24 protein-coding genes are annotated in these 24,802 nt (G+C 73.1%); 13 read left to right on the top strand and 11 right to left on the bottom strand.

Annotated features, from left to right (window positions below; translation table 11 throughout):
• Positions 1 to 6 precede the first annotated feature (6 nt).
• Entirely contained in the window at positions 7 to 1,401 is a 1,395-nt protein-coding gene (locus IE331_RS03515) for an NAD(P)H-quinone dehydrogenase (RefSeq protein ID WP_192140522.1), read from the bottom strand.
• A gap of 12 nt (positions 1,402 to 1,413) precedes the next feature.
• Positions 1,414 to 2,829 (bottom strand): dihydrolipoyl dehydrogenase, encoded by a 1,416-nt coding sequence (gene lpdA / locus IE331_RS03510; protein ID WP_192140521.1) that lies wholly within the window; start codon positions 2,827 to 2,829, stop codon positions 1,414 to 1,416.
• A gap of 59 nt (positions 2,830 to 2,888) precedes the next feature.
• On the opposite strand from lpdA, the gene IE331_RS03505 reads away from it, so the two are divergent.
• The 4 genes from IE331_RS03505 to IE331_RS03490 are packed head-to-tail and all read left to right on the top strand — an operon-like array spanning position 2,889 to position 5,558.
• Positions 2,889 to 3,341: a gamma-glutamylcyclotransferase gene (locus tag IE331_RS03505; protein ID WP_192140519.1), complete on the top strand. Its 453-nt coding sequence runs from the start codon at positions 2,889 to 2,891 to the stop codon at positions 3,339 to 3,341.
• 48 nt (positions 3,342 to 3,389) lie between these two features.
• A complete protein-coding gene (locus IE331_RS03500) occupies positions 3,390 to 4,196 on the top strand; it encodes a purine-nucleoside phosphorylase (protein WP_201930991.1) in 807 nt (268 codons plus the stop codon).
• A gap of 10 nt (positions 4,197 to 4,206) precedes the next feature.
• Positions 4,207 to 4,770, top strand: coding sequence for a hypothetical protein (locus tag IE331_RS03495; RefSeq protein ID WP_192140517.1), 564 nt, complete (start codon positions 4,207 to 4,209; stop codon positions 4,768 to 4,770).
• Positions 4,767 to 5,558: an NAD-dependent epimerase/dehydratase family protein gene (locus IE331_RS03490; RefSeq protein ID WP_192140515.1), complete on the top strand. Its 792-nt coding sequence runs from the start codon at positions 4,767 to 4,769 to the stop codon at positions 5,556 to 5,558. Before IE331_RS03495 ends, IE331_RS03490 begins: the two co-directional genes overlap by 4 nt.
• On the opposite strand, the gene IE331_RS03485 is transcribed toward IE331_RS03490, so the two are convergent.
• Positions 5,534 to 5,977, bottom strand: coding sequence for an SRPBCC family protein (locus tag IE331_RS03485; protein WP_192140513.1), 444 nt, complete (start codon positions 5,975 to 5,977; stop codon positions 5,534 to 5,536). The two genes, IE331_RS03490 and IE331_RS03485, sit on opposite strands and share 25 nt — an antisense overlap.
• 44 nt (positions 5,978 to 6,021) lie before the next feature.
• On the opposite strand from IE331_RS03485, the gene IE331_RS03480 reads away from it, so the two are divergent.
• Positions 6,022 to 6,822 carry a crotonase/enoyl-CoA hydratase family protein gene (locus IE331_RS03480; RefSeq protein WP_192140511.1) on the top strand — a complete coding sequence of 267 codons (801 nt, stop codon included), beginning with the start codon at positions 6,022 to 6,024 and terminating at the stop codon, positions 6,820 to 6,822.
• 30 nt (positions 6,823 to 6,852) lie between these two features.
• Positions 6,853 to 8,493: a phospho-sugar mutase gene (locus IE331_RS03475; RefSeq protein WP_192140509.1), complete on the top strand. Its 1,641-nt coding sequence runs from the start codon at positions 6,853 to 6,855 to the stop codon at positions 8,491 to 8,493.
• Positions 8,494 to 8,518: 25 nt separating this feature from the next.
• Here the strand turns inward: IE331_RS03475 and IE331_RS03470 are convergent, their stop codons facing one another.
• Complete coding sequence (locus tag IE331_RS03470) at positions 8,519 to 9,112, bottom strand: hypothetical protein (RefSeq protein WP_192140507.1); 594 nt, start codon at positions 9,110 to 9,112, stop codon at positions 8,519 to 8,521.
• A 52-nt stretch (positions 9,113 to 9,164) separates the two neighbouring features.
• On the opposite strand from IE331_RS03470, the gene deoC reads away from it, so the two are divergent.
• Genes deoC through IE331_RS03455 form a run of 3 tightly spaced genes read left to right on the top strand, consistent with a single transcriptional unit; the run spans position 9,165 to position 12,480 of the window.
• Positions 9,165 to 10,142, top strand: coding sequence for a deoxyribose-phosphate aldolase (gene deoC / locus IE331_RS03465; protein ID WP_192140505.1), 978 nt, complete (start codon positions 9,165 to 9,167; stop codon positions 10,140 to 10,142).
• 5 nt (positions 10,143 to 10,147) lie between these two features.
• Positions 10,148 to 11,581 (top strand): aldehyde dehydrogenase family protein, encoded by a 1,434-nt coding sequence (locus tag IE331_RS03460; protein WP_192140504.1) that lies wholly within the window; start codon positions 10,148 to 10,150, stop codon positions 11,579 to 11,581.
• Positions 11,581 to 12,480 (top strand): aldehyde dehydrogenase family protein, encoded by a 900-nt coding sequence (locus tag IE331_RS03455; RefSeq protein ID WP_192140501.1) that lies wholly within the window; start codon positions 11,581 to 11,583, stop codon positions 12,478 to 12,480. The genes IE331_RS03460 and IE331_RS03455 overlap by 1 nt, the downstream gene beginning before the upstream one ends.
• 12 nt (positions 12,481 to 12,492) lie before the next feature.
• Here IE331_RS03455 and IE331_RS03450 read toward each other — a convergent pair whose 3' ends face one another.
• Positions 12,493 to 14,088 (bottom strand): substrate-binding domain-containing protein, encoded by a 1,596-nt coding sequence (locus IE331_RS03450; protein ID WP_192140499.1) that lies wholly within the window; start codon positions 14,086 to 14,088, stop codon positions 12,493 to 12,495.
• A 112-nt stretch (positions 14,089 to 14,200) separates the two neighbouring features.
• Between IE331_RS03450 and IE331_RS03445 the strand changes: the two genes are divergently transcribed.
• Genes IE331_RS03445 through IE331_RS03435 form a run of 3 tightly spaced genes read left to right on the top strand, consistent with a single transcriptional unit; the run spans position 14,201 to position 17,370 of the window.
• Complete coding sequence (locus IE331_RS03445; RefSeq protein WP_192140497.1) at positions 14,201 to 14,806, top strand: uridine kinase family protein; 606 nt, start codon at positions 14,201 to 14,203, stop codon at positions 14,804 to 14,806.
• Positions 14,807 to 14,826: 20 nt separating this feature from the next.
• A complete protein-coding gene (locus tag IE331_RS03440; RefSeq protein ID WP_192140495.1) occupies positions 14,827 to 15,333 on the top strand; it encodes a hypothetical protein in 507 nt (168 codons plus the stop codon).
• 45 nt (positions 15,334 to 15,378) lie between these two features.
• Positions 15,379 to 17,370, top strand: coding sequence for a cation:proton antiporter (locus IE331_RS03435; RefSeq protein ID WP_192140493.1), 1,992 nt, complete (start codon positions 15,379 to 15,381; stop codon positions 17,368 to 17,370).
• Positions 17,371 to 17,389: 19 nt separating this feature from the next.
• On the opposite strand, the gene IE331_RS03430 is transcribed toward IE331_RS03435, so the two are convergent.
• Positions 17,390 to 18,460 (bottom strand): adenosine deaminase, encoded by a 1,071-nt coding sequence (locus IE331_RS03430; RefSeq protein WP_318646756.1) that lies wholly within the window; start codon positions 18,458 to 18,460, stop codon positions 17,390 to 17,392.
• Between the two features lie 73 nt (positions 18,461 to 18,533).
• On the opposite strand from IE331_RS03430, the gene IE331_RS03425 reads away from it, so the two are divergent.
• The gene (locus IE331_RS03425; protein ID WP_192140489.1) at positions 18,534 to 18,986 is read left to right on the top strand and encodes a MaoC family dehydratase; all 453 of its coding nucleotides are present in this window, start codon (positions 18,534 to 18,536) and stop codon (positions 18,984 to 18,986) included.
• 3 nt (positions 18,987 to 18,989) lie between these two features.
• Here IE331_RS03425 and IE331_RS03420 read toward each other — a convergent pair whose 3' ends face one another.
• From IE331_RS03420 to IE331_RS03400, 5 genes are read right to left on the bottom strand one after another with little or no spacing between them, the layout of a single operon-like run.
• A complete protein-coding gene (locus IE331_RS03420) occupies positions 18,990 to 20,276 on the bottom strand; it encodes a thymidine phosphorylase (RefSeq protein ID WP_192140487.1) in 1,287 nt (428 codons plus the stop codon).
• Positions 20,277 to 20,314: 38 nt separating this feature from the next.
• A complete protein-coding gene (locus tag IE331_RS03415; protein WP_192140485.1) occupies positions 20,315 to 20,719 on the bottom strand; it encodes a cytidine deaminase in 405 nt (134 codons plus the stop codon).
• Position 20,720: 1 nt separating this feature from the next.
• Positions 20,721 to 22,049 carry an ABC transporter permease gene (locus IE331_RS03410; protein WP_192140483.1) on the bottom strand — a complete coding sequence of 443 codons (1,329 nt, stop codon included), beginning with the start codon at positions 22,047 to 22,049 and terminating at the stop codon, positions 20,721 to 20,723.
• On the bottom strand, positions 22,046 to 23,248 hold the full coding sequence (locus IE331_RS03405) for an ABC transporter permease (RefSeq protein ID WP_201930989.1): 1,203 nt from the start codon (positions 23,246 to 23,248) through the stop codon (positions 22,046 to 22,048). The genes IE331_RS03410 and IE331_RS03405 overlap by 4 nt, the downstream gene beginning before the upstream one ends.
• On the bottom strand, positions 23,245 to 24,765 hold the full coding sequence (locus IE331_RS03400; protein ID WP_192140481.1) for an ABC transporter ATP-binding protein: 1,521 nt from the start codon (positions 24,763 to 24,765) through the stop codon (positions 23,245 to 23,247). Before IE331_RS03400 ends, IE331_RS03405 begins: the two co-directional genes overlap by 4 nt.
• Between the last annotated feature and the right edge of the window lie 37 nt (positions 24,766 to 24,802).

The raw sequence follows: 24,802 nt of genomic DNA, 5'->3' as shown, positions 1-24,802 counted from the left end.
CCCGACCTACACCCGGTGCAGCCGCCTGGCCGCCTCGGCGATGGACCCGCTCATCGACGGGTAGACGGTGAACGCCTGCGCCAGCTGGTCCGCGGTCAGCGACTCGGCCACCGCGATCGAGAGCGGGTGGATCAGCTCCGAGGCCCGGGGGCCCACGACCACGCCGCCCACGACGATCCCGGTGCCCGGGCGGCAGAACAGCTTGACGAAGCCGTCGTGGACGCCCTGCATCTTCGCCCGCGCGTTGCCGGCCAGCGGCAGCCGGATCACCTCGGCCCGGATCTGGCCCTCGTCGACGGCCTGCTGGGACCAGCCGACGGTGGCGATCTCCGGGGCGGTGAACACGTTGGAGGAGACCTTGCGCAGGTCCAGCGGCATCACGGCGTCGCCGAGGAAGTGCCACATCGCGATCCGGCCCTGCATGGCCGCCACCGACGCCAGCATCAGCACCCCGGTGCAGTCGCCGGCGGCGTACACCCCCCGGGCGGTGGTCCGGGAGACCCGGTCGACGGTCACGAAGCCGGCCTCGTCGACCGCCACCCCGGCCTCCTCGAGGCCGAGGTCGTCGGTCTTCGGGACCGAGCCGAGCGCCAGCACGCAGTGCGAGCCCTCGACGGTGCGCCCGTCGGTCAGGGTGACCGTGACGACGTCGCCGGAGCGGGTGACCGACTCCATCCGGGACTTCGACAGCACGTGCATGCCGCGCCGGGTGAGGACGTCCTCGAGCACCTCGGCGGCGTCGGCGTCCTCACCGGGCAGCACCCGGTCGCGGGAGGAGACCAGCGTGACGTCGATGCCGAGCGCGAGGTAGGCACTGGCGAACTCGGCGCCGGTGACGCCGGAGCCGACCACGATCAGGCGGCTGGGCATCTCGGTGATGCCGTAGACCTGCTCCCAGGTGAGGATCCGCTCACCGTCGGGCTGGGCGGTGGGCAGCGTGCGCGGGGCCGCGCCGGTGGCCAGCAGGATCGCGTCGGCGTCGATCGTCTGCTCCCCGCCGTCCGGGAGGTCCACGACCACCCGCTGCGGCCCGGCCAGGCGGCCGCGACCGCGCACCACCGCGACCCCCTCGCGCTCCAGGCGGCGGGCGATGTCGGCGGACTGGTCCTCGGCCAGCTTCAGCACCCGGGCGTTCACCCGGGCCAGGTCGACGCTGACCCCCGAGGCGACGTCGCCCTCGCGGTTCTCGAAGACGACCCCGAGCTCGGACGACTCGGCCACCTCGGTCATCACCTCGGCGGTGGCGATCAGCGTCTTGCTCGGCACGCAGTCGGTGAGCACCGCGCTGCCGCCGAGCCCGTCGGAGTCGACGACGGTGACCTCGGCGCCGAGCTGGGCGGCCACCAGGGCCGACTCGTAGCCGCCGGGTCCCCCGCCGACGATGACGACGTGTTCAGTCATGGAGCCTCGCGATCAGAGGTTGATCATGTGGCCGGCGATGCCCTCGACGGCTTCCTTCATCGCCTCGGACAGGGTCGGGTGGGCGAACACGTTGCGCGCCACCTCGTCGGCGGTGAGGTCCCACTTCTGGGCCAGGGTCAGCGCCGGCAGCAGCTCGGTGACCTCCGGGCCGATCATGTGCGCGCCGACGATCTCGTTGTGCTCGGCGTCGGCGACGACCTTGACGAAGCCCACCCCCTCTGCCATGCCCCGGGCCTTGCCGTTGGCGGAGAACGGGAAGGTGGCGACCTTGACGTCGTACCCCTTCTCCTTCGCCTGCTCCTCGGAGTAGCCGAACGAGGCGATCTGCGGCTGGCAGAAGGTGGCCCGCGGGATGAAGTCGAACTCGACCGGCATCGTCTCGGCGCCGGCGATCACCTCGGCGGCGACCACGCCCATCGCCTCGGCGGTGTGGGCCAGCATGAGCTTGCCGGTGACGTCGCCGATGGCGTAGACGCCGTCGACGTTCGTCCGGCCGTAGTCGTCGATGTCGATCGCGCCGCGGTCGGTGGTCTCGACGCCCGTGCTCTCGAGGCCGAAGCCCTCGATCCGGGGGGCGAAGCCGATCGCCTGGAGCACCTTGTCGGTCTCGATGACCTGCTCCTCGCCATCCTTGCTGACGGTGACCTTGACCTTGTCGCCGGAGTCGTCGATGGACTCGACCTTGGTGGAGAGCAGGACGTTCACGCCGAGCTTCTTGTAGGCCTTGAGCAGCTCCTTGGAGACGTCGGGGTCCTCGGTGGGCACCATCCGGTCCAGGAACTCCACGATCGTCACGTCGACGCCGAAGTTGACCATGACGTAGGCGAACTCGACGCCGATGGCGCCCGAGCCGGCGATCACGATCGAGCCGGGCAGCTCCTCGGTGAGGATCTGCTCCTCGTAGGTCACCACCCGCTCGGACAGGGACGTGCCCGGCACCAGCCGGGTCTGGGCGCCGGTGGCGACGATCAGGTTGTCGCAGGAGTACGACGTCGTGTTCCCGTCGGCGTCCTTGACGTCGATGCCGTGCTTGCCGTCGTTGCTGCCGGTCAGCGTGCCGAACCCGTCGATCTCGGTGATCTTGTTCTTCTTCATCAGGTAGTGCACGCCCTTGGCGCTGGCCTCGGCCACCTTGCGGCTGCGCTGGTGGGTCGGCGCGTACGCCATCGTGGCGTCGCCCTCGATCCCGAAGGTCTTCTTCTCGTGCGTGATGATGTGCGAGATCTCCGCGTTGCGGAGCAGGGCCTTGGACGGGATGCAGCCGACGTTGAGGCAGACCCCTCCCCAGTACTTCTCCTCGACCACCGCGGCGCGGAGGCCGAGCTGGGCGGCACGGATCGCCGCGACGTAGCCGCCGGGGCCGGCGCCGAGGACCAGGACATCGAAGTGGTTCGCGTTCTCGCTCACGGGGTGCAGCCTATGAGGTGGACCGTCCTCGACGCGAGGCAGGCACTACCCTTCGGCAGGTGACCCTGTACGCCGCCTACGGGACGAACCTCGACCCGGCCCGGATGGGCGAGCGCTGTCCGCACTCCCCGATGCGCACCACGGGGTGGCTCCAGGGGTGGCGGCTGACCTTCGGCGGCGAGGAGCACGGCTGGGACGGAGCGCTCGCCACGATCGTCCAGGACTCCTTCGAGCAGGTCTTCGTCGCGGTCTACGACGTGACCGAGGAGGACGCCGCGGCCCTGGACGGTTGGGAGTCGGCCGACACGGGGCTCTACCGCCGGACCAAGGTGCGGGTCTCCACGCTCACCGGGGAGCTGGTCACGTGGGCCTACGTCCTCGACGCCTTCGAGGGCGGTCTGCCCAGTGCGTCCTACCTGGGCGTGCTGGCCGACGCCGCGGAGGCGGCCGACGCCCCGGCCGACTACGTGGCCGCCCTGCGCGGGCGCGACTGCCGCTCGACCGGGCTGTGACCCCGACTCCGGTCCGAGTGCCTGCTCCGGGGCACTAGGCTGCGCCCCGTGGACGACAACCCGACGACACCCCAGCAGCTGGCCCGCGAGGCCGCCGACGCCCTCGCCGAGCGCACCGGCGTCGCCCAGCACGACATCGCCCTGGTGCTCGGCTCCGGCTGGCTGCCGGCCGTCGACGCCCTCGGCGAGGCGACCGCGGAGATCGAGACCACCGACCTGCCGGGCTTCTCGGCCGCGGCCGTCGCCGGGCACTCCGGGCGGATCCGCTCGATCCGCTCCGGCGACCGGAACCTGCTGGTCTTCCTGAGCCGCACCCACTTCTACGAGGGCCGCGGGGTCGCCGCCGTGGTGCACGGCGTGCGCACCGCGGCCGCCGCCGGCTGCCGCGCGATCGTGCTCACCAACGGCTGCGGAGGGCTGCGGGAGACCTGGACGCCGGGCACCCCGGTCCTGATCAGCGACCACATCAACCTGACGGCGACCAGCCCCATCGCCGGGGCCACGTTCGTGGACCTCACCGACCTCTACTCGCCCCGGCTGCGCGAGCTCTGCCGCTCGGTCGACCCGAGCCTCGACGAGGCGGTGTACGTGCAGTTCCCCGGGCCGCACTACGAGACCCCGGCCGAGATCGGGATGGTCCGCGCGATCGGCGGCGAGCTGGTCGGCATGAGCACCACGCTGGAGGCGATCGCGGCCCGCGAGGCCGGCCTGGAGGTGCTGGGCATCAGCCTGGTCACCAACCTCGCCGCGGGCATCTCGGGCGAGCCGCTGGACCACTCCGAGGTGCTCGAGGCCGGTCGGGCCGCGGCGGCGCGGATGGGTGACCTGCTCGGCACGATCGTCCCCCGGATCTGAGGCGCGACCCGTGCTCAGGATGCTCCCCTCCCTGCTCGGCGGCGCGCTGCTCCTCACCGGGACGGGCTGCACGGGCAGCCCGGACGCCGGCGCCGTGCCCCAGCAGAAGACCACCACCAGCCGCACCCTCAGTGCCGACCCCGGGAAGGACCCGCTGCGCTTCGACGGACCCGGGAGGGCCTGCCTGGAGAACGCCGGCACCTACCTCACGTGGGACGAGGTCGAGGTGGACCGGCCGATCCGGCTGACCGGCGTCGACCTGGTGGCGGCGAAGAACGTCACGGTGACCCGGTCGCTGGTGACCAGGCGGCCGGAGGAGGCGGTGTCGTCGACCGGCTTCACGCTCGGCGCCCGGCCGCCCCGCAGCATCCGGGACCGGCTGGACTGGGACGGGCGACGCACGCTGGCCGGTGCCGAGCTGCGACCGGGGCGGACCTACTACTGGTTCCTGCGGATGCAGGTCGAGAAGCCCGGGGCCTGGGACTCCATCGACGTGACCTGGACCGACGACCGCGGAGCCAGCGGCACCGGCCACGTCGCCGAGCGGCTGCGGACCCGGAAGCGGTGCCGATGAGGGTCCTGGTGACCGGCGCCGCCGGGAGCATCGGCCGGGTCCTGCTGCCCGGCCTCGTCGACCGCGGGCACGAGGTGGTGGGCTTCGACCGGCTGCCGGCCGCCGACGGCTTCGACGGCTCCTGGCACACCGGGGACTGCGCGGACCCCGACGCGGTGCTCGACGTGTTCGCGGCCGAGCCGCTGGACGCGGTCGTCCACCTGGCCGGGCACCCGGGCGAGGCGGCCCTCCCCGACGCGCTGACCAGCCACGTGGTGACCACCGCGGCGCTGCTCGACGCGATGCTGGCCCACCAGGTCGACCGGATCGTCTACGCCTCGTCCAACCACGCCGTCGGCCGGACCCCCCGCACCGACCTCCTCGGCGAGACGCGCCCCCGCCCGGACACGTTCTACGGCGTGGGCAAGGTCGCCGCCGAGGCGCTGCTGAGCCTGTACGCCGATCGCTACGGCATCGACGCCGTGGCCTGCCGGATCGGCTCGTTCCTCCCGGTGCCGGAGACCCGGCGCCACCTGGCCACGTGGCTCTCCCACGACGACTGCGTGCGGATGGTCGACGCCGCGCTGGGCGCGACCGCGCCCGGCTTCGCCGTGCTCTACGGGATCTCGGCGAACACCCGCGCCTGGTGGGACCTGGGCCCGGGGCACGACCTGGGCTACCACCCGAGCGACGACGCCGAGGAGTTCGCCGACCGGCTGCCGGTCGGTCCCGACGACGAGGCCGAGGCGGCGCACGTCGGCGGTCCGTTCACCGGCGAGCCGTTCTACCGCCCGGCGCTGGGCAGCTGACGGCGCAGTCCCTCGATGGCGGAGGCCATCATCCGGTCGTGGTTCCAGACCAGCGCCGGCCGCGCGACGTACGACGCCAGCGCGAGCAGCCGGCCGCGGACCACCACCTCCTGCTCGAAGAGCAGCCGGGAGCCGGTGCCGTCGGCCTCGATGAGCCACCGCACCGACCCCTCGAGGTCGCCCGAGACCGTGGTCTCCAGCCGGCGCGGCTCCCGGTGCACGGCGTGCAGGTGCAGCTCCAGCTCGTAGGGCAGAGCCGAGCGGCACACCACCAGGGCGTCGTCGGGGCCGAGGCTGGCCACCGCCCGCACCTGCGGCCACCAGGAGGGGTAGTGCTCGAGGTCCTCGAGCACCGCGTGCACGGGGTCGGGCGGGGCGTCGAGCCGCCAGTCGCCGCGGAAGGAGTAGGTCCGGCTCATGTCCTCAGTCTCCCCGCACCGTCGGGGCCGACTAGCCTTGGGCCATGACCCACCTCGTCACCTGCACCGTGTCCGACGGCATCGCGCACGTCCGGCTGGACCGGCCCGAGAAGCTCAACGCGCTCACCCTCCAGACCCTCGAGGAGCTGATCGAGGTCGCGCGGGGCCTCCGGGAGGACCGCACGCTCCGAGCCGTGGTGCTCGCCGGCGAGGGGTCGTCGTTCTGCGCCGGGCTCGACTTCGCGACGGTGATGAAGGACCGGCGGGGCCTGGTGACCGCGTTCCTGCCCCGTCCGTGGCGCGGGACCAACACCTTCCAGGAGGCCTGCTGGGCGTGGCGCCGGCTGCCGGTGCCGGTCATCGCCGCGGTCGAGGGCCACTGCTACGGCGGCGGGATCCAGATCGCCCTGGCCGCCGACTTCCGGATCGCCGCCCCGGACTCGCAGTGGTCGGTGCTCGAGGGGCGCTGGGGGATCATCCCCGACATGACCGGCGTGCGCAGCCTGGCCGAGCTGGTCGGCATCGACACCGCCAAGCGGTTGGCGATGACCGCGCAGGTGCTCTCCGGCAAGGAGGCCCACGACCTCGGCCTGGTGACCGAGGTCGCGGCCGACCCGGTCGCCGCCGCCGTCGAGCTGGCCGACCAGCTCGCGCAGCGCTCCCCCGACGCCCTCGCGGCCACCAAGCGGATCTTCAACCAGACCTGGACCGCCAGCCCGCGCCGGACCTTCGCCCGGGAGAGGATCGAGCAGGCCTTCCTGCTGTTCGCCGACAACACCAAGGCCGCGCAGAAGGCGGCGTTCGCGAAGGTGGCCCCGACGTACGGCCCCCGCGGCCGCCGCTGATCTCCCGACGCCGGGTACTACGTTGAGCGCATGAGCGAACTGCTGGCCGCCGCCCGCGCCTGGGCCGCCGAGGACCCCGACGCCGTCACCCGATCCGAGCTGGAGCGGACGATCGCCTCCGTGGAGGCCGGCGGCGACGACGCCGAGCTGGCCGACCGGTTCGCCGGGACCCTCGAGTTCGGCACCGCCGGACTCCGCGGCGCCCTGGGTGCCGGGCCGAACCGGATGAACCGGGTCGTGGTGACCCGGGCCGCGGCCGGCCTCGCGGCGTACCTGCGCGACCAGGGAGCGGCGGACGGCGCGGCGGTGGTGATCGGCTACGACGCCCGACACAACTCCGACGTCTTCGCGCGGGACACCGCCGAGGTCATGACCGGCGCGGGGCTGCGCGCGCTGGTGCTGCCGCGACCGCTGCCGACGCCGGTGCTGGCCTTCGCCATCCGCGAGCTCGACTGCGTGGCCGGTGTGATGGTGACGGCCAGCCACAACCCGCCCCAGGACAACGGCTACAAGGTCTACCTCGGGGACGGCAGCCAGATCGTGCCCCCCGCGGACGAGGAGATCGCCGCCCGGATCGCCGCCGTCGGCGCGCTGGCCGACGTCCCCCGCGGTGCCGGCGGGACGGTGCTCGGCGAGGAGGTGGTCGAGGCCTACCTCGCCGCGGCCGGCCGGGTCGCCGAGCCCGGCCCACGCGACCTGGGGATCGTCTACACGCCCCTGCACGGCGTCGGCAGCACCTCCGTGCTGCGCGCGCTCGAGGCGGCCGGCTTCGCGACCCCGCACGTGGTGCCCCAGCAGGCCGATCCCGACCCGGAGTTCCCGACGGTGGCGTTCCCCAACCCGGAGGAGCCCGGCGCGATGGACCTGGCGATGGCGCTCGCCTCCGAGGTGGACGCGGACCTGGTGGTGGCCAACGACCCGGACGCCGACCGGTGCGCGGCCGCGATCCCCGGGCCGCACGGCTGGCGGATGCTGCGCGGCGACGAGGTGGGCGCGCTGCTCGGGGACCACCTCCTGCGCTCCGGCAAGGAGGGCGTCTACGCCACCTCGATCGTCTCCTCCTCCCTGCTGGGACGGCTCGCCGCCGCCGCGGGGCAGGAGTACGCCGAGACGCTCACGGGCTTCAAGTGGATCGGCCGGGTGGACGAGCTCGCGTTCGGCTACGAGGAGGCCCTCGGCTACTGCGTCGACCCCGGGCACGTCCGGGACAAGGACGGGGTCTCCGCGCTCCTGCTGCTCTGCGACATCGCCGCCCGGGCCAAGGCCGAGGGCCGTGGCCTGAGCGACCTGCTCGACGACATCGCCGCCCGGCACGGCCTGCACGCCACCGACCAGCTCTCGGTCCGGGTCGACGACGTCTCCGTGATCGCCGAGGCGATGGCCCGGCTGCGCGGCACGCCGCCCACACGGCTCGGCGGGCTTGCGGTGGAGCAGGTCGACGACCTGACCGCCGGCAGCGCCGACCTGCCGCCCACCGACGGGCTGCGCTACCGGCTGGCCGAGGGCGCCCGGGTGATCGTCCGCCCGAGCGGGACCGAGCCGAAGATCAAGTGCTACCTCGAGGTGGTCGTGCCGGTCGACCCGCAGGACGGCGTCGACGCCGCCCGGATCGCGGCGGTCGGACGCCTGGACGCCCTCCGCCACGATGTCAAGGCGGCCGCCGGGCTCTGAGTCGGGCTCTGAGCGGCCGGGGTCCTCAGGCGAAGAGCAGTGTCAGCGCCGCGGTGTCCACGAGCAGGGCGACCGCCACCGCCACCAGCGGCCAGGACCACTCGCGGCGCACGGCGGGAGTCGGGTCGACGGCGGCGCCCTCGGCACCTCGGCGCTGACGCTCGTCCGCGGCCAGCCGCCGGATCCTCGACTCCACCAGGTCCGGGAACGACGGGTGCACCGGCCCCGGCTCGTGGCCGGTGCGGCCGGTGCGGGCTGCCGCCCTGGTCCGCCGCACCCGCTTGCGGTTGATCGCCGTCGAGTGCAGGGTCCGGCCCTCGGCCAGCACGGTCAGCACGTGCTTGACCTGGACCTCCTCGACGGCGGCCAGCGCCACCCGGGTGGTGGAGAACATGTTGCGCAGCACCAGGTCGGACCCGTCGATCAGCACGACCGGGCGCAGCACCACGGCCCAGATCAGCAGCGCCGCCAGCGCCAGTCCGGCCAGGATCGCGGCGTCGCCGGCCTGCCAGCCGTCCACCAGGGAGCCCAGCGCCAGCAGCACGACGAGAGCGATCCCGAAGATCCCCGAGTAGCGGCCGTTCGTGGGTCCCAACCGGTCCGGTTGCTGCTGCTCCATCGCTCGCTCCTCGGATTGTCCTGGGGTGCGGCGCACAGCCTATGCTGGGCCGGTGACCCCCACCTCCACCACTGCCTCAGCGTCGAGCGCAGCCGCTGGCGGATTCGACGACGTCACCGCGTCCGAGTCCTCGCTGCGCCGGTTCCTCCACGGTCTCCCCGGTGTCGACCAGGTCGGCGCGGAGGCCCGCGCGGCCTCCCTCGGCACCCGCTCGATCAAGACCACGGCCAAGGCCTACGCCATCGACCTGGCGATCCGCATGGTCGACCTGACCACGCTGGAGGGCCAGGACACCCCGGGCAAGGTGCGGGCGCTGGCCAGCAAGGCGATGCGCCCGGACCCCGCCGACCCGAGCTGCCCGCCCGCCGCGGCCGTCTGCGTCTACCCCGACATGGTCGGCGTGGCGAAGGAGACCCTCGGCAGCAGCGGCGTGAACGTCGCCGCGGTCGCCACCGCCTTCCCCAGCGGTCGGGCCGCACTCGACATCAAGCTGGCCGACACCCGCGACGCGGTTGAGGCAGGGGCCGACGAGATCGACATGGTCATCGACCGTGGCGCGTTCCTGTCCGGCCGCTACCTCCAGGTCTTCGAGGAGATCGTGGCCGTCCGGGAGGCCTGCGGTCCCGCCCACCTCAAGGTGATCTTCGAGACCGGTGAGCTGCAGACCTACGACAACGTCCGCCGCGCCTCGTGGCTGGCGATGATGGCCGGGGGGCACTTCATCAAGACCTCGACCGGCAAGGTCCAGCCCGCCGCCACCCTCCCGGTGACGATGATCATGCTCGAGGCGGTCCGGGACTTCCGGGCGGCGACCGGGCAGATGGTCGGCGTCAAGCCGGCCGGCGGGATCCGCTCGAGCAAGGACGCGATCAAGTACCTCGTCACGGTCAACGAGGTCGCCGGGCCCGACTGGCTGGACCCGGACTGGTTCCGCTTCGGGGCCTCGACGCTGCTCAACGACCTGCTCATGCAGCGCACCAAGATGACCACCGGCCGCTACTCCGGCCCCGACTACTTCACGCTGGACTGATCGCGATGACATTCGACTACGCACCCGCGCCCGAGTCCCGGGCGATCGTGGACATCAAGGGCTCCTACGGGCTGTTCGTCAACGGCGAGTTCGTCGACGGGTCCGGGACGGCGTTCAAGACCGTCAACCCCGCCACCGAGGAGGTCCTGGCCGAGGTCGCCGAGGCCAGTGAGGCCGATGTCGACGCGGCCGTCCGTGCCGCGCGGCGCGCCCACAGCCGGGTCTGGTCGAAGATGACCGGCGCCGAGCGGGCGAAGTACCTCTACCGGATCGCCCGGATCATCCAGGAGCGCGGCCGCGAGATCGCGGTGCTGGAGTCGATCGACAACGGCAAGCCGATCAAGGAGTCCCGCGACGTCGACGTCCCGACCGCGGCGGCGCACTTCTTCTACTACGCGGGCTGGGCCGACAAGCTGGAGTACTCCGGCTACGGCACCACGTCGCTCGGCGTGGCCGGTCAGGTCATCCCCTGGAACTTCCCGCTGCTGATGCTGGCCTGGAAGATCGCCCCGGCCCTGGCCGCGGGGAACACGGTCGTGCTCAAGCCGGCCGAGACCACCCCGCTCACCGCCCTCCTGTTCGCCGAGATCTGCCAGCAGGCCGACCTGCCGCCGGGCGTGGTCAACATCGTGACCGGGGCCGGTGCCACCGGCCAGGCGATCGTGGCCCACCCCGACGTCGACAAGGTCGCGTTCACCGGCTCGACCGGGGTCGGCCGGGCGATCGCGAAGACCGTCGCGGGAACCGACAAGAGGGTGACCCTCGAGCTGGGCGGCAAGGCCGCCAACATCGTCTTCGACGACGCCCCGATCGACCAGGCGGTGGAGGGGATCGTCAACGGGATCTTCTTCAACCAGGGCCACGTGTGCTGCGCCGGCAGCCGCCTGCTGGTCCAGGAGAGCGTCGCCGACGAGGTCCTCGAGCGGCTCAAGCGCCGCATGGGCACGCTGCGGGTCGGCGACCCGCTCGACAAGAACACCGACGTGGGTGCGATCAACTCACCCATGCAGCTGGCCCGGATCAAGGAGCTGGTCGAGGTCGGCGAGGCCGAGGGGGCCGGTCGCTGGTCGGCCGCCTGCGACCTGCCCGGCCAGGGCTTCTGGTTCCCGCCGACGCTGTTCACCGGCGTCTCCCAGGCGCACCGGATCGCCCGCGAGGAGATCTTCGGCCCGGTGCTCTCCGTGCTGACCTTCCGCACCCCGACCGAGGCGGTCGAGAAGGCCAACAACACGCCGTACGGCCTGTCCGCGGGGATCTGGACCGACAAGGGCTCGCGGATCCTCTGGATGGCCGACCAGCTGCGCGCCGGCGTCGTGTGGGCCAACACGTTCAACAAGTTCGACCCGACCAGCCCCTTCGGCGGGTACAAGGAGTCCGGCTACGGCCGGGAAGGCGGCCGGCACGGCCTCGAGGCCTACCTCACGGCAGGAGAGCGCTGATGGCGACGAAGACCACGACCCCGACCGGCTCCGCACGCCTGGACGTGCGGAAGACCTACAAGCTCTACATCGGCGGCGCCTTCCCGCGCTCGGAGTCCGGCCACTCCTACGTCGTCAACGACGCCAAGGGGAAGTTCCTGGCCAACGCCGCGCTGGCCTCGCGCAAGGACGCCCGGGACGCGGTGCAGGCCGCTCGCAAGGCGTTCCCGGGCTGGTCCGGCCGGACGGCGTACAACCGCGCGCAGATCGTCTACCGGATCGCCGAGGTCATGGAGGACCGGCGCCCGCAGTTCGTCGACGCGGTGCGCGTCTCGGAGGGTCTCAACGCCGCCCGGGCCGGGCGGGTCGTGGACGAGGCGATCGACCGGCTGGTCTGGTACGCCGGCTGGGCGGACAAGGTCACCCAGGTCGTCGGCGGCGCCAACCCGGTCGCGGGTCCGTTCTTCAACCTCTCCACGCCCGAGCCGACCGGCGTGGTCGCCGTGCTCGCGCCGCAGGAGTCCAGCCTCCTCGGACTGGTCAGCGTCGTGGCCCCGGTCATCGTCACCGGCAACACGGCCGTGGTCTGCTCGTCGGCCGACCGGCCGCTGCCGGCGGTGACCTTCGCCGAGGTGCTGGCCACCTCCGACGTCCCCGGCGGGGTCGTCAACATCCTCACCGGCACCGTCGGCAACACCGCCCCGTGGCTGGCCTCGCACATGGACGTCAACGCGATCGACCTCACCGGCGCCGCGGGTGACCCCGAGCACGCCGCCCGGCTCGAGGAGGCGGCCGCGGAGAACCTCAAGCGGGTCCGGCGGGCCCCGGCCGCCGAGCCGGACTGGTCGCTCGACCCGGGCACCGGGCGGTTGACGAACTTCCTCGAGGTCAAGACCGTCTGGCACCCGGTCGGTCTCTGAGAGGCCGGCGGGTCAGCGGGCCAGCAGGGCCTGCCCGACGACCTCGAGGACGTCGCGCGGGTCCCGGGCGAGGTACGCCGACCCGTTGGTCGTCTCGGCGATCGCGGTCAGGGACGCCATGTCGGTGTCCTCGCCGATGCCGATCGCGATGATCCGCACCGGCCGGTTCGGGTCCATCTCGGCCCGGAGCGCCTCGAGCAGCTGCTCGTGGCCGAGCGGGTCGGGGTCGTCGGCACCGTCGGTGATGACGACGACCGCGTTGAAGTAGGCGGGGTCGTACTTCTCGGTGGCCTCGCGGAAGGCCGCAAGCGTCGTGTCGTGCAGCCCGGTCCCCGCGCCCCGGGCCAGGCCGACCGCCCGCTGGACGGCGGTGGCGAGCACCTCGCGCTGGGTCCTCCCCGCCGACCGGGCGGCGAGCCGCTTCAGCGGGGCCAGCTCGCGGTGGTCGGCCTGCGGACCGCCCAGGCTGCCGGAGAACAGCCACAGGCCGACCCGGGCGTTGCCTGGGAAGCGCTCCAGGGCGGACCCGGCCGCGGCCGCGGCCAGCTCGATGCGGCTCCGGCCACCGGCGTCGAGACCCATGGACCGGGACGCGTCGAGGACGGCCAGGATGCTCGAGGGGACGGTGAGCACCTCCCACGTGCGCAGGTCCGCCTGGGCCTCGGCGGCCGAGGGCAGCGCGAGCCGGTCGACCCGGCCCAGTCCGATCCCGCCGGCGAGGGGGGCGCCGTCGGCGCCCCGGAAGTGGTGCTCGGCGAGCAGCTCGCGCCCGGCCGACTTCTCGAGGTGGCCGGCCAGCGCCCGACCGGCCTCCAGCGCCTCCGGTGAGGCCGACGACGCGGCGACCAGCGGGTAGGCGGCCATCGGCGCGCCGGTCCGCGGCAGCACCGCGGTGAGCGCGCGGTTGGTGCGCCGACCGTTCAGGAACTCCTGCTCGGTGACCGGCACCAGCATCTGGGAGGTGGCGGTCATGTCGGCCATCGGGTCGGCGTCGGGCGCGGCGGCCCGGTGCTCGCCGTACTTCTGCGCGACCGGCACCAGGCGTGCCTGGACCTGCTCGGGGGTGACCCCGGACTCGGCGCTCTCGGCGCGGGGCGCGACGAGCGCGAGGGCGGCCGAGCCGTGCGCCAGCGGGTCCCGCATCGAGACCCGGCCCGAGGCGAGGGCGGCGAACCAGGAGTCGGGGGCGTCGGCGGACGGGCCACCGGCGAGCAGCACCGGGCTCGTCGCGAGGCTCGCGGCGAGCCGCTTCGCACTGCCGCCGGACGCGGTGAGCTGGTCGACCCACATCGTCGAGTCCGGCACCCACAGCTCCGGGGCGCCCTCGCCGCCGGCGAGGAGGTCGGCCAGGGCGTCCGCGGGGCCGGTCGCGGTGACCACGACCCGGGTGCAGCCGTGCGTCTCACGAGCGGCCGCGGCCTCGAGCACCGGGGCGATCGCCGGCGCGGCGGCCAGCTCGATGCGGGTGCCGTCGGCGCACTCGTCCTGCGAGGCGACCGGCGACGACAGCCAGCCGACACCGGCGCCCGCGGACACCGACATCAGCACGAGTCCGGCCAGTGCCTTCGACGTATGAGCGCGCTTGCGCGCGTGACTTCCTGTCCCCATGACTGCTCCCCCAGCTATCCGCCCCCGCGGATCCCCCGTGCCTCACGGGATGTCCTGACGATAGTGCACCCGCGGCTCCCGCGTCCGCGGAATCGTCGGGCACAATGTCGCGGTGCCCTCCCGCGTGATCGTCCTGGCCGGCCCCTCGGGCGCCGGCAAGTCGCGGCTCGCCGAGCGGCTCGGGCTGCCGGTGCTCCGGCTCGACGACTTCTACAAGGACGGCTCGGACCCCACGCTGCCCCGGATCCTCGAGGGCGCGAACCTCGGCCTGGTCGACTGGGACCACCCCGACTCCTGGCTGCAGGACGACGCCGTCGCCTGTCTGGAGCGACTGTGCCGCACCGGCCGGGTCCAGGTCCCGGTCTACGACATCGCCCACGACGGTCGCCGGGGCTGGCAGCTCCTCGACCTGGCCGGGGCGGAGCACGTCGTGGCCGAGGGGATCTTCGCCCAGGACGTGGTCGGCCCGTGCGCCGAGCGCGGCCTGCTCGCGGCGGCGTACTGCGTGCGCCAGCACCCGGTCGTCACCTTCTGGCGACGGCTCACCCGGGACCTCCGCGAGCACCGGAAGCCACCGCTGGTGCTGGTCCGCCGTGGGTTGGCGCTCCTGCGCGACCAGCGCCGGGTGGTCGCCGACGCCGAGGCGAAGGGCTGCCGGCCGGCCACCCCCGAGCAGGCCCGGCGCGAGCTGGCCTCCATGCTGGCGCCGGTCCCGTGAGCCTGTTCGAGCCTCCCCTTGTGCAGCCGGACCGGCGCAGCTGCGGGGCCGCGGTCGCCGAGGTCGCGCGCATGGTCGACGACCCGGCGTACGCCGAGCGGGTCAGCGGCGCGGGGATGTTCGCCGCGGCGGTGCTGGCCCGGCACCGGGCGCTGACCGGGCCGACCGACCCGCTCGGCCGCGCCCAGCTGCCGTGGCCGCCGGCCCTGGGCACGCCACCGTGGGCGATCGCGCGGGACCGGTCCGCGGGCGGCACCCGGCACGTCGCCCGCCCGGTCAACCCGTTCGCGCGGGCCGCGATGCTCGCGCGGATCCGCCGCGCCGCCGCGCTCGGACCGGTCCCGGTGTACGTCGGCAGCCGGCTCCTGCCGCGGCACGTCGTGCTGGTCCTCGACCCCGACCTGTCCACCTACGACCCGGCCGTCGGCCGCCCGGTCGAGGTGGCCGACGCCGACTTCGTGGCGGCCACGATGGGCCTGGCCGGCTGGAGCACGCCGTGGTTCGCCGTCCTGCCCCTCGGGACCTGAGCCGGCCCGCTTGACCTGGTCGCCGGCACCGCCAAGGCTGTGCCCATGACGGTCTGGGTGGGGGCTGAGGTCCCCGGCTACCTGGCGCCCACCACGGCCCTGGTGCTGGCCGCCGCGGTGGTGGGCTACCTCAGCGTCCGGTCCAGGGTGGTGCCGATCGTCGGCTTCCTGGTGGCCGGCGTGATCATCGGACCGGCCCAGCTCGGCCTGGTCTCCTCGACGGAGGCGGTCGACGCCGCCGCCGAGGTCGGGGTCCTGCTGCTGCTGTTCACCATCGGCATCGAGTTCTCCCTCCAACGGCTGGCCCGGGTCTGGCGCTGGATCGCGTTCGGCGGCGGCGCGCAGGTCGCCCTCGCCACGGCGGCCGGGGTCGGGCTGACCGTGGTCGCCGGCGGCGACCTGCGCACGGGGGTCTTCACGGGGTTCCTGGTGGCGCTGTCGTCCACGGCCATCGTCCTCAAGCTGCTCGGCGACGCCGGAGGCATGAACACCGACCGCGGTCGGCTGGCGCTGGCGGTGCTGATCTTCCAGGACCTGGCGGTGGTCGCGATGGTGCTGGTCGTGCCGGTGCTCGGCACCGGGTCGACCGGCGGCCTGCTGGCGCTGGCCCGGGCCCTCGGCGTCGCGGTGCTCGTCGTCGCGGGGGTGCTGCTGGTGGCCCGGCGGGCGATGCCGCCCCTGCTGGAGCGGATCGCGGCGCTCTGCTCGCCCGAGGTGTTCCTGCTGGCGGTGGTGGCGCTGTGCCTGGGCACCGCCTACCTCACCGCCCTGGCCGGCGTCAGCGTGTCCCTCGGGGCGTTCCTCGCCGGGCTCATGGTGAGCGAGAGCCGGCACAGCACCCACGCCTTCTCCGAGGTGCTGCCCCTGCAGATCATCTTCTCGGCCGTCTTCTTCGTCTCCGTCGGCATGCTGCTCGACCTCGGCTTCCTGGTGACCAACCTCCCCCTCGTGCTGGGTGCGGCGCTGGTGGTGCTGGTCGTGAAGACCCTCACCACCACCGTGGCGCTGCTGCCCCTCAAGGTGGGCTGGCGGTCCGCGCTCTCGGCGGGCCTGCTGCTGGGCCAGGTGGGCGAGTTCTCGTTCGTGCTGGTGACCGCCGGCGCCGCGGTCGGGCTCAGCCCGGCCGGGCTGGGCGAGGACGGCGCGCAGGCCTTCGTGGCCACCACGGTGCTGCTCATGGTCGCCACCCCCGCCCTGGCGGCGCTCGGCACCCGGCTGGCGGCGACCGGCCGGACCCGGCGCTCCGAGGCCGTGGACGCCCCGGAGGACCTGCCCGGCGGGGACCACGTCCTGGTCCTGGGCTGGGGCGCCGACTCGGTCGACCTGGCCCGCGAGCTCCAGGGCCTCGGCGTGACCGTGGTGATGACCACGCTCAACCCCGGTGGCGCCCGCGAGGCGGACGCGGCCGGCATCCCGGTGGTGCGCGGCGACGCGATGCGGGCGCACGTGCTCACCGAGGCCGGGATCGAGCGGGCCCGGGCGGTCGTGATCGCGGAGGACGACCACGAGCAGGCGGCCCGGCTCGCCGTCCTGGTGCGCCGGCTGACCGCCGCCCCGGTGCTGGTGCGCCCCCAGGGAACGGCCGACCTCGCGGACCTCGCCGGGGCCGGCGTCGACCACGTCATCGATGCCGCCCAGGCCAGCCGGTGGCGGCTGTTCCAGGCGGTGCTGGACCGGCTGGAGATCCCCCGGCCGGCGATCCCGGCACCCGGCACCGGCGACCGCAGCTGGGTCGACACCACCCGGCTGGTCTCCTACGCGTGGCCCGGCGACGCCTGTCCGCACGGTGCCGGGTCGGCACCCGTGCTGCCCCGGTCAGGTGGCTGCCTGGAGTGCCTCCGGGAGGGCGACACCTGGGTGCACCTGCGGATCTGCCTCGGCTGCGGCAACGTCGGCTGCTGCGACTCCTCGCCGGGCCGGCACGCCCGCGCCCACCACGAGGCCACGGAGCACCCGCTGATGACGTCCGGGGAGCCGGGCGAGACCTGGGCGCACTGCTTCCTCGACGACGTCACGGTGCCCGGCCCGGTCGCGTGAGCCCGGCCCCTGGCCAGGCTCAGGATCGGCGCAGCGCGGCGTACCCGGGCTTGATCACCTCGTCGATGAGCGCCAGCCGCTCGTCGAAGGGCAGGAACGCCGACTTCATCGCGTTGATCGTGAACCACTGCAGGTCGTCGTACCCGTAGCCGAACGCCTCGACCAGCGCGTGCATCTCGCCGGTCATCGACGTGCCGCTCATCAGCCGGTTGTCGGTGTTGACGGTGACCCGGAACCGGAGCCGGGTCAGCAGCCCGATCGGGTGCTCGGCCACCGACTCGGCGGCGCCGGTCTGCACGTTGGAGGCCGGGCACATCTCGAGCGGGATCCGCTGGTCCCGGACGTACGCGGCCAGCCGCCCCAGCTCGACCGAGCCGTCGTCGTGGACGGTGATGTCGTCCACGATCCGCACCCCGTGGCCGAGCCGGTCGGCGCCGCACCACTGGATCGCCTGCCAGATCGACGGCAGGCCGAACGCCTCCCCGGCGTGGATGGTGAAGTGCGAGTTCTCCCGCTGGAGGTACTCGAAGGCGTCCAGGTGCCGGGTCGGCGGGTGGCCGGCCTCGGCGCCGGCGATGTCGAAGCCGGCCACGCCACGGTCCCGCCAGGCCACGGCCAGCTCGGCGATCTCCATCGAGCGGGCCTGGTGCCGCATCGCCGTGAGCAGCTGGCGGACCACGATCCGCCCGCCGGCCGCGGCCATCCCGGCCTCGAAGCCGTCCTGGACGGCGGCGACCACCTCATCGAGGGTCATCCCGCCCTCGACGTGCTGCTCCGGGGCATACCGGATCTCCGCGTAGACCACCCCGTCCGCGGCCAGGTCCTCGACGCACTCCCGGGCCACCCTGGCCAGGGCCGGGCCGTTCTGCATCACCGCCACGGTGTGGTCGAAGGTCTCCAGGTAGCGCACCAGCGAGCCGGAGTCGGCGGCCTCGGCGAACCAGCGGCCCAGCTCCTCGGGGTCCGTGGCGGGCAGCTCGTGGCCGACCTCCGCCGCCAGCTCGGCGACGGTGGCGGGCCGCAGGCCGCCGTCGAGGTGGTCGTGCAGCAGGACCTTGGGCGCACGGCGTACGTCGTCTCTCGTGATCACCCGGCCATCCTCGCACCGTGCCCGCCTAGTAGGTTCACGAGGAGCTCGACAACCCAGACGAGAGGATCCGGACATGCGCGTGTTCACCACCCTGGAAGAGGTCGCCGAGGCCGCCGGCGCCGAGCTCGGCACCTCCGAGTGGCTCACGATCGACCAGGAGCGCGTCGACACCTTCGCCGACGCGACCGGGGACCACCAGTGGATCCACGTGGACGCCGAGCGCGCCGCGGAGGGCCCGTTCGGCGGCACCATCGCGCACGGCTACCTCACGCTCTCGCTGGTGCCGCTGCTCGGCAGCCAGGTGGTCACGTTCGAGACCCCGGGGGCCAAGCTGAACTACGGCGTGAACAAGGTCCGCTTCCCGCACCCGGTGCGGGTCGGCCGGCGGGTCCGCGCCCACGTCGCGGTCGGCGAGGTCACCGAGCTCCCGGCGGGCAAGCAGCTGACGATGCGCTACACGATCGAGATCGAGGACGAGGCGAAGCCGGCCTGCGTCGCGGAGACCGTCGTCCTGCTGCTGCCGTAGGGCTCAGCCGATCCGGTCGAGCACCAGCGGCCCGGGGGCGTACGACGAGCCCTCGGGCCCGATGTCGAAGCCCCCGTCGAGGGAGGCCAGCGCGCGCTCGAAGCGGGCCGGCTCGTCGGTGTGCAGGGTGAACAGCGGCTGACCCTCGGTGACCGGCTCCCCGGGTCGCGCGTGCCAGACCACCCCGGCCCCGTCCTGCACGGGGTCCTCCTTGCGGGCCCGGCCGGCGCCGAGCCGCCACGACGCCATCCCGACCGCCATCGCGTCCAGACGGGTGAGCACCCCGGTGCTGGGGGCGGTCACGACGTGCGACTCCCGCGAGGTCGGCAGCGCCGCCTCCGGGTCTCCGCCCTGGGCCCGGATCATGGCCTTCCAGGCGTCCATGGCGGAGCCGTCGGCCAGGCGGTCTGCGGGGTCGACGTCGCCCATGCCGGCACCGGCGAGCATCTCGCGGGCCAGGGCCACGGTCAGCTCGACCACGTCCGCGGGCCCGCCGCCGGCCAGCACCTCCACCGACTCGGCGACCTCGACGGCGTTGCCCGCCGTGCGCCCCAGCGGGGTGGACATGTCGGTGAGCAGCGCCACGGTGTGCACGCCGGCGCCGGTGCCGAGCTCGACCATCGTGGAGGCCAGCTCACGGGCCCGGTCGAGGTCCTTCATGAAGGCGCCGGTGCCGACCTTGACGTCCAGCACCAGCGAGCCGGTCCCCTCGGCGATCTTCTTGCTCATGATCGACGACGCGATCAGCGGGATCGCCTCGACGGTGCCGGTGACGTCGCGCAGGGAGTAGAGCTTCTTGTCGGCGGGGGCGAGCCCGTCCCCTGCCGCGCAGATGACCGCGCCGACCGACTCCAGCTGGTCGAGCATCTCGGCGTTGGACAGCGCGGCCCGCCAGCCGGGGATCGACTCCAGCTTGTCCAGCGTGCCGCCGGTGTGGCCGAGACCGCGGCCGGAGAGCTGCGGCACCGCCACGCCGCACGCCGCGACCAGTGGCGCCAGCGGCAGCGTGATCTTGTCGCCGACGCCGCCGGTGGAGTGCTTGTCGGCCGTGGGCCGCGACAGCGAGGAGAAGTCCATCCGCTCCCCCGACGCGATCATCGCGGCGGTCCAGCGGGCGATCTCGTCCCGGGTCATCCCGTTGAGGAGGATCGCCATCGCCAGCGCCGACATCTGCTCGTCGGCGACCTCGCCACGGGTGTAGGCGTCGATCACCCACTCGATCTGCGAGCCGGACAGCTCGCCGTGGTCCCGCTTGGTGGTGATGACCTCGACCGCATCGTGGTCCGACATCTGGTCTCCTTCTCGCGCGCTCGGGGTGGGTGGCCGGCTCAGGCCAGGTCGTCCGGCCCGAACGCGTCGGGCAGGACCTCGTCCATCCGGCGGACGCCGGAGACCGTCATCAGCAGCAGGTCCGCGCCCCCGTGCTCGTGCAGGAGCTGGCGGCAGCGGCCGCACGGCATGATCACGGTGCCGTCGCCGTTCACGCACAGGAAGTGGGTCAGCCGGCCGCCGCCGGTGGCGTGCAGCTGCGAGACCAGGCCGCACTCGGCGCACAGCGTCACGCCGTACGCCGCGTTCTCGACGTTGCAGCCGACCACCAGCCGGCCGTCGTCCACCAGCGCGGCCGCGCCCACGTGGAAGCGCGAGTACGGCGCGTACGCGTGCGCCGCCGCCTCGGTGGCGGCCGTCCGCAGGCGCGACCAGTCGAAGCCCCGCTCGTCGTGCTCGGCCACGTCAGCTCTTCACGTACGGTTCGCCGTCGGCCGCGGGCGGGCGGACCCTCCCGACGAAGCCGGCCACGGCGATGATCGTGGCGAGGTACGGCGCCGCGCCGAGCAGCTCGCCCGGCAGCTTGTCGACGAAGCTGAGCTGGTTCTGCAGGTTCCACATGAACCCGAAGAACACGGCCGCGAAGGTGGCCCCGATCGGGTGCCAGCGGCCCATGATCACCGCGGCCAGCGCGATGAACCCGGTGCCGGCCGAGACCTCCCGGTCGAAGGCCCCGGTCGAGCCGACCGTGTAGTAGGCCCCGCCGAGCCCGGCGAACACACCGCCGAGCAGCACCGCCTGCCAGCGGACCCGGTTCACCTTGATGCCGACGGTGTCCGCGGCCTTCGGGTGCTCGCCCACGGAGCGGACCCGCAGGCCCCACCGGGTCTCGAACAGCAGGAAGGTCACGAACGCGACCGAGGCGAACATCAGGTAGACCAGGATCGTCTGCTCGAACAGGGCCTGGCCGAGGAGCGGGATGTCGGCGAGCACCGGGATCCGGATCTCGTCCAGGATCATCGGGTTGTTGAAGGTGGCCTTGCGGTCCCCCGGGATCTGGCCCAGCAGGAAGCTGGTCAGGCCGGAGGCGAACGCGACCAGCACCACGCCCAGCACCACCTGGTTGACCTGGTAGCGCAGCGCGAACAGGCCGAGCATGGCCGCCACGCCGACGCCGGCGAGGACGCCGCCGAGCAGACCGAACGGCGCCACCAGCGCGAGCGGGATGAAGGCCAGCGACGTGAACGCGATCGAGCTGAACACCGAGGCGAAGAACGCGCCGGCGAGGAACTGGCCCTCGATGGCGATGTTGATCACGCCGGCCCGCTCGCACAGGCAGCCGGCCAGGGCACCGAGCACCAGCGGGGTCGCGATCCGCATCGTGCCCGGGATCGGGTTCGCGATCGCCGCCTGGAAGGCCCCCGCCTGGTCGGTGTAGGCCCACATCAGGAACCCGAGGTAGAACATCACGCCGACCAGCAGCGCGAGGGCGAGCCCGGCCCCCCGGCGCGGGTAGCGGTCGAGCGCCGCCAGCACCAGCGCGACCAGCGAGGTCGCGATCGCCAGCCAGGACACCCACGTCGTGGTCAGGTCCTTGGGCCGGAACTCCTGGGTGACCCGCTCGCCGAGGATGTAGGTCACCTGCGGGTCCTCGATGGCGAGCGCGAAGTAGACCAGGATCGCGGTGCTCAGCCCGAACGTGACCACCAGGCGCACCTGACGGGCGACGTCGGCGCGGTCGCGCACCGTGGCCTCCTGCGGAGTCGTCGCCTCCGGAGCCTCGATCACACTCATCCTCCCCATCCCTTCGCCTCGACGCCGACCGCCTGGCCGTCACCGCGCAGCCGGAACAGGCCACGGACGAGGGCGGGGGCGGCCACGAACAGCACGATCAGTGCCTGCAGGACCTGTGCCAGCTCGGGCGGCACGCCGGCGGCGGCCTGCATCGTCAGGCCACCGGCGGACAGGGCGCCGAACAGCAGCCCGGCGAGCACCGTGCCGAGCGGCGTGGCGCGGCCCAGCAGGGCCACCGTGATCGCGTCGAAGCCGACGCTGCCGGCGATCTGGTCGGTGAGCGGGTCCTGGCGGCCGAGCACCATCATCGACACCGCGAGGCCGGACAGCATCCCGGCCACGACCATGGCCGTGATGTACACCCTCGAGACGCTCATGCCGGCGGTGCGGGCCGCCTGGGGGTTGGCACCGACGGCCCGGATCTCGAAGCCCCAGGTGCTGCGCTCGAGCAGCCACCAGATGCCGAGGGCGGCGACGATCGCCAGCAGCACACCGAGGTGCAGCCCGAACACGGCCGGGAAGGTGGCGGAGTCGTTCACCGGGGGCGAGAGCAGGTTGTCGGAGTTGGGCCGCTGGAAGGTCTCCTTGCCCAGGAAGAACAGGATGACGAAGCGTCCCACGTAGTTGAGCATGATCGTGGTGATCACCTCGTGGGCCCCGGTCCGCGCCTTGAGGAAGCCGGCGATCCCGCCCCAGAGCCCGCCGAGCACGATCGCCCCGGCCAGGGCGAGCAGCAGGTGCAGGCCGACCGGCAGGTCGTAGTGGAAGCCGATGTAGCCGGCGGCGACGGCACCGAGGATCATCTGCCCCTGCGCCCCGATGTTGAACATTCCGGCGCGGAAGGCCAGCGTCACGCCGAGGCCCGCGCAGATCAGCGGCGCGGCCCGCTCGATCGTGCGCACCAGCGAGGACCCGGACCCCACCGAGCCGCGGACCAGCGCCGAGTAGCCGTCGAAGACCGCGATCCCGGAGAACTTGAAGAAGTCCCACGGGTAGGAGAAGAAGTACGACAGGGACTCGATCACCCGTGGCGTCGAGAACATGATCAGCACCGCGCCGACCAGCAGCGCGAGCACGATCGCGGCGACCGAGTCCTTCACCGTCGGCAGCCAGGACTGCATGGAGGAGGCCGCGCGGGAGCGGGCCGGGCGCTCGGGCTCGGGCGCGACCGGCTTCTCGGTGGTCGTGGGGTCGCTCATGCGGCTCCTCCCTCGGCGGGCTCGTGGGCTCCGGCCATCATCAGGCCGATGTCCTCGCGGGCGATGTCGGGCGTGACGGTGCCGACGATGCGGCCGTCGTACATCACCGCGATCCGGTCGGAGAGACCGAAGATCTCGTCCAGCTCGGTCGAGACGATGATCACCGCGGTCCCGCGGTCGCGCTCCTCGATGATCCGCTTGTGGATGAACTCGATGGAGCCGACGTCGACGCCGCGGGTCGGCTGCGAGGCGATCAGCACCTTCAGCGGCCGCGAGAACTCGCGGGCGACGACGACCTTCTGCTGGTTGCCCCCCGAGAGGGAGCTCACCGGGGAGTCGGCCGTCTCGGTGCGGATGTCGAACTCCTCGATCCGGCTGCGCGCGTTGGCGGCGATCGCCTCGCGGTTCAGCGCCGGTCCCCGGGAGAAGTCGTCACTGCGGTACAGGTCGAGCACGAGGTTCTCCCGGACGCTGAACGAGCCGACGTACCCGTCGTGGGCGCGGTCCTCCGGGATGTAGCCGATGCCGTCCTCCAGGGACTCCCGCGGGCCGTGCGTGCTGATGTTGCGCCCGTCCAGCCAGATCTCGCCGGCGGCCGGCCTGACCAGGCCCAGCAGCGACTTGATGAGCTCGGTCTGGCCGTTGCCCTGGACGCCGGCGATGCCCAGCACCTCCCCGGCGCGGGCCTCGAACGAGACGTCCTTGACGACCTGGTGCCCGCGGGGGTCGACCACGGTCACGCCGCGCGCGTCGAGGACGACCTCGCCGGTCGTCGCGGCGTCCTTGTCGACGGTGAGCTTGACCGACCGGCCGACCATCATCTCGGCGAGCTCGGCCTCCGAGGTGTCCGGCGAGGCGGTCCCGACGACCTTGCCGCGCCGGATCACGCTGATCCGGTCGCCGACCGCCTTGACCTCCCTGAGCTTGTGGGTGATGAAGATGATCGAGGTGCCCTTGGCCTTGAGCTCGCGCATGATCTGCATGAGCTCGTCGATCTCCTGCGGCGTGAGCACCGCGGTCGGCTCGTCGAGGATCAGCACCTGGGCGTCGTTGGCGAGGGCCTTGATGATCTCGACCCGCTGCTGGACGCCCACCGGGAGGTCCTCGACGAGCCGGTCCGGGTCGACCCTCAGGCCGTACCGCTCGGAGAGCTCGCGCACCCGGGCCGCGGCCTCGGCGCGGTTGAGCACCCCCAGGCCCCGGGTCTGCTCGCGACCGAGCATGACGTTCTCCGCCACGGTGAACACCGGGACGAGCATGAAGTGCTGGTGGACCATGCCGATGCCGGCGGCGATCGAGTCGGCCGGCGTGACGAACGTGACCGGCCGGTCGTCGACCAGGATCTCGCCCTCCGAGGGGTCCAGCAGGCCGTAGAGCATGTTCATCAAGGTCGACTTGCCGGCGCCGTTCTCGCCGAGCAGGCAGTGGATCTCGCCCGGCTCGATGGTCAGGTCGATCGCGTCGTTCGCCGTGAACGAGCCGAATCGCTTGGTCAGCCCCCGGATCTCGAGCTTCATCGCACTCCTTTGTGCACGGGTCGCCGCGCACCCCTTC

It is taken from the genome of Nocardioides donggukensis (assembly GCF_014842875.1).
GTDB classification, from domain to species: domain Bacteria; phylum Actinomycetota; class Actinomycetes; order Propionibacteriales; family Nocardioidaceae; genus Nocardioides; species Nocardioides donggukensis.
Note: the sequence above shows the minus strand (reverse complement) of the source record. Positions and strands in the feature narration are given on the sequence as shown.